This is a genomic window from Citrobacter sp. wls619, from assembly GCF_005281345.1.
In the GTDB taxonomy this organism is placed as follows: Bacteria; Pseudomonadota; Gammaproteobacteria; order Enterobacterales; family Enterobacteriaceae; genus Citrobacter.
In genome coordinates, this window is the sequence record NZ_SZXJ01000095.1 from 420,930 (window position 1) to 434,327 (window position 13,398).

Sequence of the window (13,398 nt, forward strand, 5' to 3'; positions counted from 1 at the left end):
TAACTAAATACTTTAGCTATATTAAATTAAAGTATTATTAGAATCTATGCTTCCTCGGGAAAAAGTCTACAACCTGGTTAGCTACCCCGGTACAGTGCACCTCCACTATACCGGGTAACTTGTAAGCATCCCGCATAATTGCGCCATTCACATTTAGAGATCTTTCGGCATACTCAACCTGCCAACGACGGAGATCGCTATGCATAAAGCCCGTTTTACTGAGCATCAGATCATTACGGTGAGTAAATGAGTTGAAGCCGGACGAACCGTCACAGATGTCTGCCACGGAGCTGGCAATCGAAATAGAACTGAATTTGCCACGTTCGTGTACTCAACAGGATCGCAGCAAACCGGGGATATCCTGTGATGCTTAGCATGGATAACAGTCCAAAATTTATTTCACTGATTCTGGCTGAGTGGGCAGAAATGCATGCAGTAAAGCTGGAATTTATCAAATCATGCAAACCAACTCAGAACGCATTCATTGAATGCTTTAACCGGACATATCGCACAAAAGTAATCGATTTCTATCTATTCAGAACATTGAATGAATTTCTAAAAATCACGAAGAGAGGGTTTTCAGAATATAACTGTGAATATCCTCATAAAGCACTAAACAATATGACACCAGAGGAATACCGACAGAAGTATCATCTGGTCGGGATCTCAAAGCGTACGTGAAACTAAAAAGGGTCTGTTTACATAAATTCTAATAATATCTGCAAAGGTGAAGTATAACGATGTCTATTAATATTTAGACTCTACCCTTCGCCAACCTTTCTGGTGCATACAGTCATTCACCAATATATATCTCTTTGACTCGTTAGCATCATTTGTAGAATAGCGAGTATCTGTGCCATTATTCTTTTTATTCATCAATGTGTACTTGCCAGTAATAATATTATCAGGTGGTAAATCTCTTAAAGCTTGTGCTGTACATTTTGTCTCATCAATATTTTCCTGATGTTTATCTGCACCTGGTTTAATCCACTGATACTTAACACATCCAGAAAGGCTAATAATTAAAGTAAGGAATATGAATTTTCTCATCAATAACCCGCTATTTATTTTGAACCCGGTACTGTAACAGTTAATAGAAAGTCGACCCCTTCAAACCAAGGGTCGACAGTACATTACGGATGAACGCCAATATCACCTATATCAATGCAGGTTCCGTCCGTGAAACAAACCCATTTAGCATAAACAGAAGTAGAAAAGCTTCCGAAAGAAGCTACAAGGGCTAAGACTAGTAACATCTTTTTCATAACAATCCCTCTAATAATAATTTTTCAATTACACCCATAAAATACTATGAGTACAATGTTGATATTACCCCATACAACTTACATGGGGTAAGTTCATTATCTATATAGAATTCAGAAAGTCACTATTTTTTACACGAAAATTTACAGACCTACCAGATACTAAAATCAATAAAACAATAAGCGCTCACTTTTGTTTTTTGTATAGAAAGGACTTGTGCTAAATGAATATTAATGGTATGCCGTGACGACGAGTGGCTTTTACAATTAAATTTTCTTCATCTTAGACTTAATTCATGCATGAGTTTAGATATTTGGAGCATTACTTCAGTACTGCTTTTCTCCATACAATCTAGATCTTGAGACATTTTCTTTAAATTTCCGATAGTGAATTCATTTAATGCAGAATTCCCATAAGCATGTACTTTTTTATGAGGTTCTTCTAAGAGAGAAAATGTTTTTAAGTGTGCATATGCTTTGCTTGATGGGCCATAAAACCATTTTCCAAATCTACATTGGTTATGAGATGTAGATTGTTTATCTTTTTCCTTGTTTAGTAAGGTTTGATAAATATTTAACTTCCATAAAACATGGTCTATATTCACGACATTTAGAAACTGAATTATCAACATTTGTTCTAGTATTTTTTTCATTTCTTCTGATTTTATTATAATGTTGTTTATCAAATTTACGATTTCACTTATGTTAATCATGGTGTTATTGACTAATTTCTTTTGTTCGGCATTCGCAATATTTATTTCTTTTGAATCTTCTAGTATCATTTCGGTTCGAGCATTCACTGTTATAGCACTATTTGTGACGTCTTCAGCCAGCCTTTTAACTTCAGTTGCTATTACACTAAAACCCCTTCCTGAATCTCCGACCTTTGCTGCCTCTATAGATGAGTTTATAGCGATAAGATTAGTTTGTTGAGCGATTTTTTGAATACTTTTAATGCACTCCGTGATTTTTGAAAGCGATAGATTTAAAGTATTTATGCTATGTTCAGTATCTTCAGAGTGAACACTAATATTGTTAATGATTGATGTTAATGCTTTTAAAGATTCCCTTGCCTCATTGTTTTGATGTGTTACTTGATCAATTTGCTTTATCTGCTTCTCAAATTCTGCACTGGACTCCAGAATGGAGTCTCGTACTAAATTGATTGATGAAATCCCTAATAATACTTTATGGCATAAAATCTCTTCTAGTGAAGGATCTAGCACTACTTCATTGACTACATAGTCAGAATCATACTGATTACTTTCATATGAAATTGTGTTTTTTTTTGAAAAAATGAAACATAAAAATGCCTACAAAGGTTAGTTAAATTGAATGTGATAGCTAAAAAACTGCTTTTCTAGCATATATCAACTATCTATTTTTCAATTTGGAAAAAAAGAGTCAAAGATGATATTTTTGATGTAATATGACGAAGCATGTAAATTTAATGTGTCAAATGTTAAGTTAGATCGCTGTGCATCACCACGGATAACTCTGACACTTTTGAAGCATTGTTGGACTGCCCCACCCGGTAGACGATCCTGCCCTATAATTTTGGCATAGGAGGAGAGTAAAAAAGGCCGCTGATGGAGACTGTAGATATATTTCTAGCATTGCCTGATTTTGATATATTCAATTCAGCATATAATGGAAGTTAATTTATTGACGAAAAACAGTTACAGATACTGGCTAACGAACTGGTGAAAATATAAAAACATCTGAGGGACATTTCTGAACAAGGTGTTTACACAGAGTGTGTACAGATTATTTATCCGTCCTACAACGGCTTAATACAAAAAACAACGCCACCCGAAGGCGGCGTTGTTTATTCTCGTAGGCGATATATCAGTACTGGTCTCGGTCTAACCAGTTACCGCTTTCAATCAGTGTTAATCCCTCGACAGAACGTTGGTACACGTACATCCATGCACTTCCGTACGGCGTCTGAATTAACTGGCGTGCATATTCGCCACCTCGCGTACGCAGAGCGTCAAGCTCTGCCAGCGTGGCGTTGTCAATACGATAAACTTCCCCGTGTACCGTTCCGTTCCCCGGAACTGCGCCTGGATAGTGGCCCAGGCTGTACAACTGGTAGTTGTCGATACTGAAATTTCCCAGCAACAGGGCATTGGTCATCCAGTGGCTGTTGCCTTGTTTGGTTCGTAAACTGCCGTAGACAAATATTCGCATTGCTAAAACTCAAACTGATAGAGCAAATCAAGTGCCTGATCTACGCCAGACACGGCTTCCAGATATAGCTTAGGCATCAGACGATAACGTAGCGTGAGTGTCGCTAAAGAGTCAAATATACCCACACCATATTTCACCTGCAGACCTGGCAGTACGTATCCGCTGACAACCACCTGAGAGGAGTCACCCACCCCTTGCGTGTCCAGTGCCAGATTGCTTACGCCAAATGTCTCCCCGATTTTACCCACAACCTGACCACTTTGTGCAACCCCCAGGCCAATAAGCATTGAGGTCATCGCCGCGCTGTCGCTCTGCTCGCTGTCCAGTCCTTGTCCACGTAGCAGATAGGAAAGCGCCATTTGCTGCGACATCGCCGGGTCGGAGAAGATCTCCGCTTTCGGTTCATCGGCAGTGCCGGTGACGCGAACACCGGCGATCACGTCGTCTTCGGTGGCATCCGGGTTACGAATTGCTTCTATGTTGAGTAACGGCTGATCCGGCGGACCGGAGAATAACAGCTCGCCCTTACGCACAATCAAATCCTGACCATAGGCATGGAAACGCCCGCTCGGGATATTGATCTGTCCGTTCAACCCAAGGCCCTGCTTATCCTGTGCCACTTTCAGATCGCCCGTCAGACGCGCTTTCAGACCAAAGGCATCGATACGTACGTTGTTGCCTACATGAATGTTCAGGTTGCTGTTGATCGGAATACCGGCGCTTTGCGGCTTCTCTGGCTGCAGATTGTTGTTAAGCATGACCATATCGCTGGAAACCCCGACCGCGCTCTCCGGCAGGTCATGCACCACAATACGCGCCCACGGCACATCCACGTTGCCATCAAGGGTAAACAGGCTCGGCGTGGCTTCGAAGACCACATCCGGCGAGACGTCCAGACGCACCATCGGCGGTACGGTAATACGCACGCGACTGCCTTTGGCTGCAACACGCGCCCGCCAGTTATCTATCTGGCTCCAGTCGGCATCGCCGCTGAGGTTAATCTGCCCCTGCTGCGTACGCACCACGCCCGCCAACGTCGAACGCGTTCCGGTGAAGTTAACGGCTAACTGGCTGGGCTGCATGTCAAACGGCATAAAGTTACCGTCGATATCCAAACCGCTCAGTTGCAGTTGTCCAAGCAACTGCGGACTTTGCACATCGCCACCCAGACGCAGATTGGCGTTGATCATTCCCGCGGCTTTTTCACCTCTGGAGAAGATGGGATTCACCATCGCCAGATTGAAGTTGCGGATATTCACATTGCCGCCAAGATTACGTCGTCCCTGCGGATCGGTTACCTGCACCTGTCCGTCGAACTGCCCGTTATTGGTCAGGCGAATCAGCCATCCCAGTTCAGCACGGTTGTTGTGCAGGTCAGCGGTCAGGTTCAGCGTCTCAAACGCGACCGGTAACGCGGCATCGTTTACGCTCTGGGTGACCTTCACATTACGCCCACTTAGCGTGACCTGTCCCTGCGGCAGCCCCTCTTTGGTGGTGTCCCAGCTCACATCGGCTTTACCGGTGAACACGCCGCTGGCCTGGGTTGTATCCGGCATAAACGGTTTCAGCATCGCCAGATCGAAACGGTTAAGATTCACCACCGCGCGACCTTCCGCGCCCGCATCAATCGTCTGTGGCACGCACAGTTCCGCATTCGGGTTATTCCAGCAGTGTGGCCCAATGCTGATTTTCTGCTCCTGGTTACGGTAATCCAGCGCAATCGCACGGTTAAGCGACCACGGACCGACCGGCGTCTGGAAGCGGGTATTGCTCAACGCCCCTTTCCAACGCTGTTCTTTGCGATCGAAGCTGCCGGCCAGATCCAGTTGCCCGGAAACCGGCTCCCCCTGAATGCGTAGCTGTAATTCATGCTGCTTTTCACTGCCTTTGGCGTTCAGAGTGACCAGCCCGATATTGACGTCAGGTTGTACAATTCGCTCTACGCGCACGTTGAGGCTACCGGCGATTTGCTCAGCTGATTTCACGTCGCCCTCAACGCGCACCTGAGCCACGGAAAGTTCCTGCCAGCGCAGACCACGGGCGGTGATATCCGCCAGCAGTTGCGGTGCCTCGACCGTACCGCGAACTTTTACCAGCCCTTTCGCCGTTCCGCCTAACCCCGGCAGTGCGTTATCCAGATTCGGGGCATCAATCGTCGCATCCAGATTGAGATCTTTAACCCCCAGTTCCCCTTTTACCTCAGCGCTGTTGCGCCCCAGTTCCAGGTGCAGACCCGGAATGGTCCACTGCAGGTAGCTATTCCCCTTCAGTGAACCGTTCACATTGACCTTATTCTGTTTCACATTCCCGGTCAGCTTCAGTTCCGGAACCTCCATCTGCCAGCTTCCGCCATACAGACTGCCGCGGGTTTTCACCAGACCATTCAGTTTTGACGGCCAGTCAGGGATCTCTTTTGCCGTATTGATGCCATCCAGCGTCAACTCTCCGCGCCAGCTAATGGCCTGCTGCCAGTCCACCAGCGCCTTCAGCTCGGTTTTTCCTTCCAGCGCCGCAATGCTGAGTTTGTCGAGATTGATCTGTTGTTCGTTACCTTTGGCATCCAGCGTAATGGTGGCCGGAGGGATATCCTGCCCTTTCACCGCGGTGCGCATCGATAACGTGTAGTCGGTCATTTTTCCGGTCAGCTTGAGCTTGATATCATCAGCCTGGAACTGCTTGTCGCCAGTGAACGGCCAGTAAACCTGTTTACTGTTCACCTCCAGATTGAGCGGTAACCCCGCTTCCGCCAGGCGCGTCTGCGCACGCAGATCCAGATCGACCGGACCGGAAAGATTGACGCCGACCTCCAGCTGTTCACGCAGCGCGCCGCCGACCTTCAGCTTCACCTTTTCGCCTTTTAACGGGTCGATATTGAGTGTGCTGTTTAACGTAATATCAACCGGCCATGTGTCGGTGAGTTGCGCCGTGCCGCTGGCCTTTACTGTTCCCTGATTCGAGTCGATATCCAGCACATCAAGCTTCATGTTGCCGTCAATGCTGCTTACTTTCAGCAGCATGTTATGTACCGTTAAATCTGTATCCCCGGTCACACGCAGCTGCTCGCCACGAAACTCTTCAATGTTGAGGTTCAGCGGCAGATGGACATCGGTCATCTCCGGTAGCACCGGCTTTGAGAACAGATCTTTTAGCGTTTCACCCAGCGGCTTTTCATCCGGCTGCGGGTGTTGAATCTTCGGTTCGACGACCTCTTCCTGCGCCACGTCCGCCACTTTAGGCAGGGCAATCAGCAGCCCCTGTAATGACGTTGGCTTCAGCGTCAGCGTTTTTTCCTGCCAGTTGAGGCCGGACGTGAAATCCAGGACGGAAACCGTGGTGTCATCAATTTTGATATTGATGTTGTTAAGCGCCACGTGTGAAAGCGTGATGGGATAAGGCGTGGAAAGGTTGAGCGGCCCGCTGTCTTCTTCTGCAACCGGTGCGGAAGGCGGCATCTTTTTACTGTCGATCGCCACGTTGATGTTTTTCAGCGACAGATCGTTGACGCACAGGCTACTGTTCCACAGACAGTTGAGTCCCACCGCCAGATGCACTTCACCGGCATTTACCGCCACACCGGGCTGGTCGTAGCGGATATTCTTCAGCGACAGATCCCGCCAGCCGCCGGTAACCTGACCAATCTCCAGCCCAGGCACCCAGCGATTAGCTGCCTTGAAGACCAGATGTAGACCGGAGGTTGTCCCCACCAGGAACGCGACGGTACCTAACAACAGCAGGATAAAAACCAGTACCCCGAGGCTTATCTTCTTCCATAAACTCATAATTCAGGCCCCAGACCGATGTAAAACTGTAAACCATGTTCATCTTTGTCGCCGACAGGGACGGCAAAATCGAGCTTGATAGGCCCTACCGGCGACTGCCAGCGTACACCAACCCCGGCACCGGTTTTGAAATCGCTTCTGCGGATATCGCTGACCGCTTCACCGCTATCGACAAACATCGCGCCCCACCATTTCCCGGTCACGTTGTACTGGTATTCCAGCGAGCCCGTCGCCAGCTTCGAGGCCCCTTTCAGCTTGCCGTCGCTGCCTTCCGGCGAAATAGATTTGTATTTGTAGCCACGAATACTGCGGTCGCCCCCGGCGAAGAAACGCAGATCCGGCGGGACTTTGTCGAAGTCACCGGTTTCGATCCAGCCGAGGTTACCGCGCATCACAAAACGGTGCTTGTCGTACAGTGTACGGATCCAGACGTTCTGCGCCTGGAAGACGGAGAAATCAACGTCTGAACCCCAGGCCGTATTCGAATAGTCAATGGAATAGCGCTGGGAATCACCCCAGACAGGCATCAGCCCGCCGCGCGAGCGCGTCCGGCTAATCATCACACCCGGATAGAGCAGCATCGTCGTGTTGGTGACGTCACCCTGGGTAAAGTGGTCGAGGCTCCAGCGCAGGTTGATTGCACGCTGCCAGCCACTCGACAGATCCCAGTAGCGGGAGACCGCGAGCGTGGTGGAGTCCTGCTCGGTGTCGTTTAAATCGGTACGCTTAAAACCCCCCTGCACCAGGTAATACTGCTCCAGCGGGTTCTTTAACAGCGGCATTTTATAGCTGAAATCAAGGACCTGCTCTGGCGCAGAAATACTGGCACTGGTGGTCAGGCTATGGCCGTAGGAGTTCATCCACGGCTTTTTCCACGAGGTTTTCAACCGCGGTCCGACGTCAGTCGAGTAGCCGGCCCCGGTTTCGATGGTATTTTCAGTGCGCGGCGAGACCACGCCTTTTAGCGGCAGTACTTTGGTTTCACGGGCTTTATCAAATTCAGGCGCCACCACCACGGAATTAAACCATCCGGTCGCCGACAGACGACGGTTCAGTTCACCCAGATCTTTCGACTCGTACTCTTCACCTTCTTTAAAGGGCACCAGATTTTGCAGATACTCATCGCGAATTTGCGAACCTTCAAAAGTGACATGGCCAAAGCGGTAGCGTTCGCCGCTGTTGTAATCAATATCCCAGAATGCCTGGCGGCGATCGAGCGCTATCCCGAGCTGACTTTTATTAAATTCGCTGTCGAAATAGCCTTTACGCAACGCCACGCTGGTGAGCGACTTTTTGAAGCTGTCATAATCGCCTTGATTCAGCACGGTGCCAATTGCCGGACGCGTCTTCAGCAGGTCCAGATAATCCCGGTCCGTACGTGCGCCACCGCGCAGAATCACCTCGGTGCCGCCAATCAACACCGGTTCGCCAGGCGTCACTTTGGCAATCAGCACCTGACGTCCTTTTGCCGGTGGTGGACGTAGCTCAAAATCAATGGTCGGCTCAAAGTAGCCCAGCGCTTTTAGCCCTTCGCGGATAGCATCATCAACGCGCGCACGAAAACGCCGGTCTGGTGTGACTTCGTCACTCTGGATCGTGGACAGTTGCGCACGGACATTTTTCTCCAGCGGTCCAGATAATCCTTCGACCTGTAAGCGAACATTCGCAGCAGTGGCGGAGCCACTTAAGCACAGTAATCCCACCCAACATAACTGACGGATATGTGGCACATTTTCTCCTGAATATCCTTTTTTCCCACCCCTGGAAAAAAATACTATGCCGTTCCTCGGCTTAACAAAAAATCAACAGTAAGAGTTGAAAAACAGACGACAACCCAAATATTTCTTATGTTTAACTCTAGACGCATTCACGCTATTTATTGTGGGCAAAGACGCGTCTCGTTACAACCTTAACCCAAATGACTGATTTCGGGAGAACGGCCATGAGTTTATTTGATAGAAAGCATCTTGTTACTCAAGCAGATGCGCTACCTGGACGCAACACCCCGATGCCAGTGGCAACGCTGCATGCGGTTAACCAACATTCGATGACCAACGTGCCCGACGGTATGGAAATAGCGTATTTCGCCATGGGATGCTTCTGGGGCGTTGAGCGCTTATTCTGGTCATTACCCGGGGTATACAGCACGGCAGCCGGATACACCGGTGGATACACCCCTAACCCAACCTATCGGGAAGTGTGTTCCGGTGACACGGGCCATGCCGAAGCGGTACGCATCGTCTATGACCCGCATGTTATCAGCTACGAACAACTGCTGCAGGTGTTCTGGGAAAATCATGACCCGGCGCAGGGTATGCGTCAGGGGAACGACCAGGGCACTCAGTACCGTTCCGCAATTTATCCATTAACCCCGGAGCAAAGCGCAGCCGCGCAGGCCAGCCTTGAACGTTTTCAGGCGGCAATGACCGCCGCGGGCGACGAACGCGAGATTACGACGGAAATCAGCACGGCGACCCCGTTCTACTACGCCGAGGACGATCACCAGCAGTATCTGCATAAAAACCCTTATGGATACTGTGGCATTGGTGGCATAGGCGTTTGTCTGCCACCGCAGAGTTAATCCGCAACGGCCCGATAGCACAGCGCTTATCGGGCCTCCCCACGCTCTTCACGTGACCTCTGGCGGCTTTACAGTACCTTACGCTATACTAGCGTCTGAATTTACCGGCTCAACGCCACGAGCAGGTTTTCAATGAATTTTCCATTGGATTTATACTTTATGGATTTCGGGTTGCAGGACAAAACGCCATAGGTGTTTTGAACAGCGCTAGCGCTGGCTCTAACGCACCTGCAGCTTGAAAGACGACGAGTACCAACTTCTCCCTTCCGAGGATCTGGCCCTAACGGTCGGATAAGATATGTTAAACAGTATTTTAGTCATTCTCTGCCTGATCGCCGTGAGTGCGTTTTTCTCGATATCCGAGATCTCGCTTGCTGCCTCACGCAAAATAAAACTTAAACTGCTTGCCGATGAAGGCAACGTAAACGCACAACGTGTTTTGAAGATGCAGGAAAACCCCGGCATGTTCTTTACCGTTGTGCAAATTGGTCTTAATGCGGTTGCGATTCTTGGCGGTATCGTCGGTGACGCAGCGTTTTCACCGGCATTTAACGGTCTGTTCTCGAAATACTTTGCCCCAGAGCTGTCCGAACAATTGAGCTTTATTCTGTCGTTCTCCCTGGTGACTGGCCTGTTCATCCTGTTCGCGGATTTAACCCCGAAACGCATCGGTATGATTGCGCCAGAAGCTGTGGCTTTGCGTATCATCAACCCGATGCGCTTCTGTCTGCTCGTGTTCCGCCCGCTGGTATGGTTCTTTAATGGTCTGGCGAATAACATTTTCCGTCTGTTTAAGATCCCGATGGTGCGTAAAGATGACATCACTTCGGACGATATTTACGCCGTAGTAGAAGCCGGCGCATTGGCAGGGGTTCTGCGCAAGCAGGAACATGAGCTGATCGAAAACGTATTTGAACTGGAATCCCGTACCGTGCCGTCTTCAATGACCTCGCGCGAAAACGTTATCTGGTTTGATCTGCACGAAGATGAACAGAGCCTGAAGAACAAAGTGGCGGAACATCCGCATTCCAAGTTTCTGGTCTGTAATGAAGATATCGACCACATCATTGGCTATGTGGATTCCAAAGACTTGCTTAATCGCGTACTGGCAAACCAGAGCATGGCGCTGAACAGCGGCGTGCAGATCCGCAATACGCTGATTGTTCCGGATACGCTGACGCTCTCAGAAGCACTGGAAAGCTTCAAAACCGCAGGCGAAGACTTTGCCGTCATCATGAACGAGTATGCACTGGTGGTGGGGATTATTACGCTTAATGACGTAATGACGACACTGATGGGTGACTTAGTCGGCCAGGGTCTGGAAGAACAGATCGTCGCGCGTGATGAGAATTCATGGCTGGTTGACGGCGGTACGCCGATTGATGACGTGATGCGTGTGCTGGATATCGACGAATTCCCGCAGTCCGGTAACTATGAAACCATCGGCGGTTTCATGATGTTCATGCTGCGTAAAATCCCGAAACGCACCGATTCAGTGAAGTTCTCAGGCTACAAATTTGAAGTGGTGGATATCGATAACTACAAGATCGATCAGCTGCTGGTAACACGTCTGGACAGTAAACCGAGCGTCCTGGTACCGAAACTGCCGGATGCAAAAGAAGAGACCAGGGCGTAATCCCGCCAGAAACATCAACGGCTCCCATCAGGAGCCGTTTTTTTAACTACTGCATAGCACTTTGGTTAAGCCATCTCTGTCTGCAGACGCAAAACCTGACGGTTAACTTCGGACATAACAGAAAAATGCAGTTTGTCCTTCACTTTTGGGATAAGAATCTTACCCTTATCAAACTCAAAAGCGCCTACATCCTTGATATATAACCGTCCACGAAACAGGATCTTCACGTACTTCGCCACCTGCAGCGGGTTGTATCGTTGGAAAATTTTCATTGTATCTCCTGCTGAGCGTTACGCCTTTGCGGTACCACAATCGGTCCGACAATCCTCAGGCGCAAATTTTAATGCCTTATGACTATAGACTATCTGAACCATGTTTCCAGCGTGTATAAGTTTATTTACCTTCAGGTTACAATTATTCAGAATTATCTTTTCAACGCTTCGCTGTCTTCAGTATAAGCCTTCATTTTTCGCAGGATTTGTGCGCCCGTCCGCAAACTGGCATCGCGCTTGCGGGAAAAAGCATCATTCGCACATATGATTAAATTCCAGGCCCAAGTGGTCGGATCACCTGCAAAATAAAGAAAGAAGGAAAACCCATGACCTTACAAAAACTGCTGGCCCTGTCGTGCCTGCTGCTGCCGATGATTGCCTCCGCGCATAAGTTTGAAACCAACCAGCGCGTACCGCCGGTGGGCATTGCCGATCGCGGCGAACTGATTCTCGATAATGATAAGTTTAGCTACAAAAGCTGGAATAGCGCGCAACTGCCAGGGAAAGTCCGCATTGTGCAACACATCGCCGGACGTACCTCCGCCAAAGAGAAAAATGCGACACTGATTGAAGCCATCAAAGCGGCAAATCTGCCGCATGATAAATACCAGACCACCACCATCGTCAACACGGATGACGCCATTCCGGGTTCGGGCATGTTCGTGCGCAGTAGCCTGGAGAGTAATAAGAAGCTCTACCCGTGGTCACAATTTATTGTCGACAGCGAGGGTATTGCGCGTAAAGCCTGGCAACTGGATGAAGAGAGCTCCGCTATTGCCGTACTCGACAAGGACGGACGCGTACAGTGGGCAAAAGATGGTGCGCTAACGCAGGATGAGGTGCAGCAGGTTATCGCCCTGCTGCACAAATTGCTCAGTAAATAGAGACGCGGAAGCCGGGGTTAAGGAACGATTCACGCGGGGTGTAATCCAGAGGTTTTCCCTGCCAGTCGTGAACGTGAGCCCCGGCAGCGGCTGCAACCGCGTGGCCTGCTGCGGTGTCCCACACGTTTGTGGGTCCAAAACGCGGATACAGTTGCGCCTGCCCTTCGGCAACCAGACAAAACTTCAGCGACGAGCCAATCGACGTGGTCTGATGTTCGCCTAACTGTTGCAGATACTCTTTTAGCTCATTGTCCGCGTGCGAACGGCTAATCACCACCAGCGGTGGACGGGCATCACGAACCTGGATTTGTTTGCGTACACCGCACTCTTCTTTCCACGCTTTGCCCTGTTCCGCGCTGTACATCACTTTCATCACGGGGGCATACACCACGCCCAGCACCGGCTTTCCCTTCTCGATAAGCGCAATGTTAACGGTAAATTCACCGTTACGTTTAATGAACTCTTTGGTCCCATCCAGCGGATCGACTAACCAGTAGCGCTGCCAGTGTTGACGAACATCCCAGCCAGGAGGCGCTTCTTCAGACAGAATCGGAATATCCGGCGTCAGCGCCAGTAATCCTTCGAGGATCACCGTGTGCGCGGCAATATCCGCCGCCGTGACCGGAGAATCATCCTGCTTGCTGGTAATCTCCATCGGTTTGAGTCCATCGTAGACCTGCATAATGGCATCGCCCGCGTTCCGTGCAAGCTGGCATACATGTTCTAGCATTCTCCACCTCGTTTCTGTCAGTGGTGTTAACTCGTTGTTTTACTTATACCCGATCGTCAAG

At 49.1% G+C, this 13,398-nt stretch carries 10 protein-coding genes and 1 pseudogene; 4 read left to right on the plus strand and 7 right to left on the minus strand.

The window, feature by feature from the left end:
- Positions 1-290: 290 nt before the first annotated feature.
- A pseudogene (locus tag FDX19_RS19290) lies at positions 291-681 on the plus strand (integrase core domain-containing protein); the annotation flags it as partial.
- 66 nt (positions 682-747) lie between these two features.
- Here FDX19_RS19290 and FDX19_RS19295 read toward each other — a convergent pair.
- The 5 genes from FDX19_RS19295 to tamA all read right to left on the minus strand — a co-directional run bounded on the left by FDX19_RS19295 (position 748) and on the right by tamA (position 8,964).
- The gene (locus FDX19_RS19295; RefSeq protein ID WP_137383971.1) at positions 748-1,050 is read right to left on the minus strand and encodes a hypothetical protein; all 303 of its coding nucleotides are present in this window, start codon (positions 1,048-1,050) and stop codon (positions 748-750) included.
- Between the two features lie 490 nt (positions 1,051-1,540).
- A complete protein-coding gene (locus FDX19_RS19300) occupies positions 1,541-2,488 on the minus strand; it encodes a methyl-accepting chemotaxis protein (RefSeq protein WP_137383972.1) in 948 nt (315 codons plus the stop codon).
- 622 nt (positions 2,489-3,110) lie between these two features.
- Positions 3,111-3,455, minus strand: a complete 345-nt coding sequence (locus FDX19_RS19310; RefSeq protein ID WP_048212859.1) for a gamma-glutamylcyclotransferase — start codon at positions 3,453-3,455, stop codon at positions 3,111-3,113.
- A gap of 2 nt (positions 3,456-3,457) precedes the next feature.
- Positions 3,458-7,234: an autotransporter assembly complex protein TamB gene (gene tamB, locus FDX19_RS19315; RefSeq protein ID WP_137383973.1), complete on the minus strand. Its 3,777-nt coding sequence runs from the start codon at positions 7,232-7,234 to the stop codon at positions 3,458-3,460.
- Positions 7,231-8,964, minus strand: a complete 1,734-nt coding sequence (gene tamA / locus FDX19_RS19320; RefSeq protein ID WP_137383974.1) for an autotransporter assembly complex protein TamA — start codon at positions 8,962-8,964, stop codon at positions 7,231-7,233. The genes tamB and tamA overlap by 4 nt, the downstream gene beginning before the upstream one ends.
- Before the next feature lie 212 nt (positions 8,965-9,176).
- On the opposite strand from tamA, the gene msrA reads away from it, so the two are divergent.
- Together msrA and FDX19_RS19330 are read left to right on the plus strand one after the other, a co-directional pair.
- Positions 9,177-9,815, plus strand: a complete 639-nt coding sequence (gene msrA / locus FDX19_RS19325; RefSeq protein ID WP_137383975.1) for a peptide-methionine (S)-S-oxide reductase MsrA — start codon at positions 9,177-9,179, stop codon at positions 9,813-9,815.
- Between the two features lie 298 nt (positions 9,816-10,113).
- On the plus strand, positions 10,114-11,451 hold the full coding sequence (locus FDX19_RS19330; protein WP_137383976.1) for a hemolysin family protein: 1,338 nt from the start codon (positions 10,114-10,116) through the stop codon (positions 11,449-11,451).
- Positions 11,452-11,516: 65 nt separating this feature from the next.
- On the opposite strand, the gene FDX19_RS19335 is transcribed toward FDX19_RS19330, so the two are convergent.
- The gene (locus FDX19_RS19335) at positions 11,517-11,723 is read right to left on the minus strand and encodes a DUF1107 domain-containing protein (protein WP_003025710.1); all 207 of its coding nucleotides are present in this window, start codon (positions 11,721-11,723) and stop codon (positions 11,517-11,519) included.
- Between the two features lie 326 nt (positions 11,724-12,049).
- Between FDX19_RS19335 and FDX19_RS19340 the strand changes: the two genes are divergently transcribed.
- Positions 12,050-12,607: a YtfJ family protein gene (locus FDX19_RS19340; protein WP_137383977.1), complete on the plus strand. Its 558-nt coding sequence runs from the start codon at positions 12,050-12,052 to the stop codon at positions 12,605-12,607.
- On the opposite strand, the gene cysQ is transcribed toward FDX19_RS19340, so the two are convergent.
- Positions 12,597-13,337 (minus strand): 3'(2'),5'-bisphosphate nucleotidase CysQ, encoded by a 741-nt coding sequence (gene cysQ, locus FDX19_RS19345; protein ID WP_137383978.1) that lies wholly within the window; start codon positions 13,335-13,337, stop codon positions 12,597-12,599. The two genes, FDX19_RS19340 and cysQ, sit on opposite strands and share 11 nt — an antisense overlap.
- Positions 13,338-13,398 lie beyond the last annotated feature (61 nt).

Bases quoted from the DNA above. Each gene is read 5' to 3' on its own strand.
- FDX19_RS19295 (WP_137383971.1), bottom strand. From the start codon at position 1,050: ATGAGAAAATTCATATTCCTTACTTTAATTATTAGCCTTTCTGGATGT.
- FDX19_RS19310 (WP_048212859.1), bottom strand. From the start codon at position 3,455: ATGCGAATATTTGTCTACGGCAGTTTACGAACCAAACAAGGCAACAGC.
- tamB (WP_137383973.1), bottom strand. From the start codon at position 7,234: ATGAGTTTATGGAAGAAGATAAGCCTCGGGGTACTGGTTTTTATCCTG.
- msrA (WP_137383975.1), top strand. From the start codon at position 9,177: ATGAGTTTATTTGATAGAAAGCATCTTGTTACTCAAGCAGATGCGCTA.
- FDX19_RS19330 (WP_137383976.1), top strand. From the start codon at position 10,114: ATGTTAAACAGTATTTTAGTCATTCTCTGCCTGATCGCCGTGAGTGCG.
- FDX19_RS19335 (WP_003025710.1), bottom strand. From the start codon at position 11,723: ATGAAAATTTTCCAACGATACAACCCGCTGCAGGTGGCGAAGTACGTG.
- FDX19_RS19340 (WP_137383977.1), top strand. From the start codon at position 12,050: ATGACCTTACAAAAACTGCTGGCCCTGTCGTGCCTGCTGCTGCCGATG.
- cysQ (WP_137383978.1), bottom strand. From the start codon at position 13,337: ATGCTAGAACATGTATGCCAGCTTGCACGGAACGCGGGCGATGCCATT.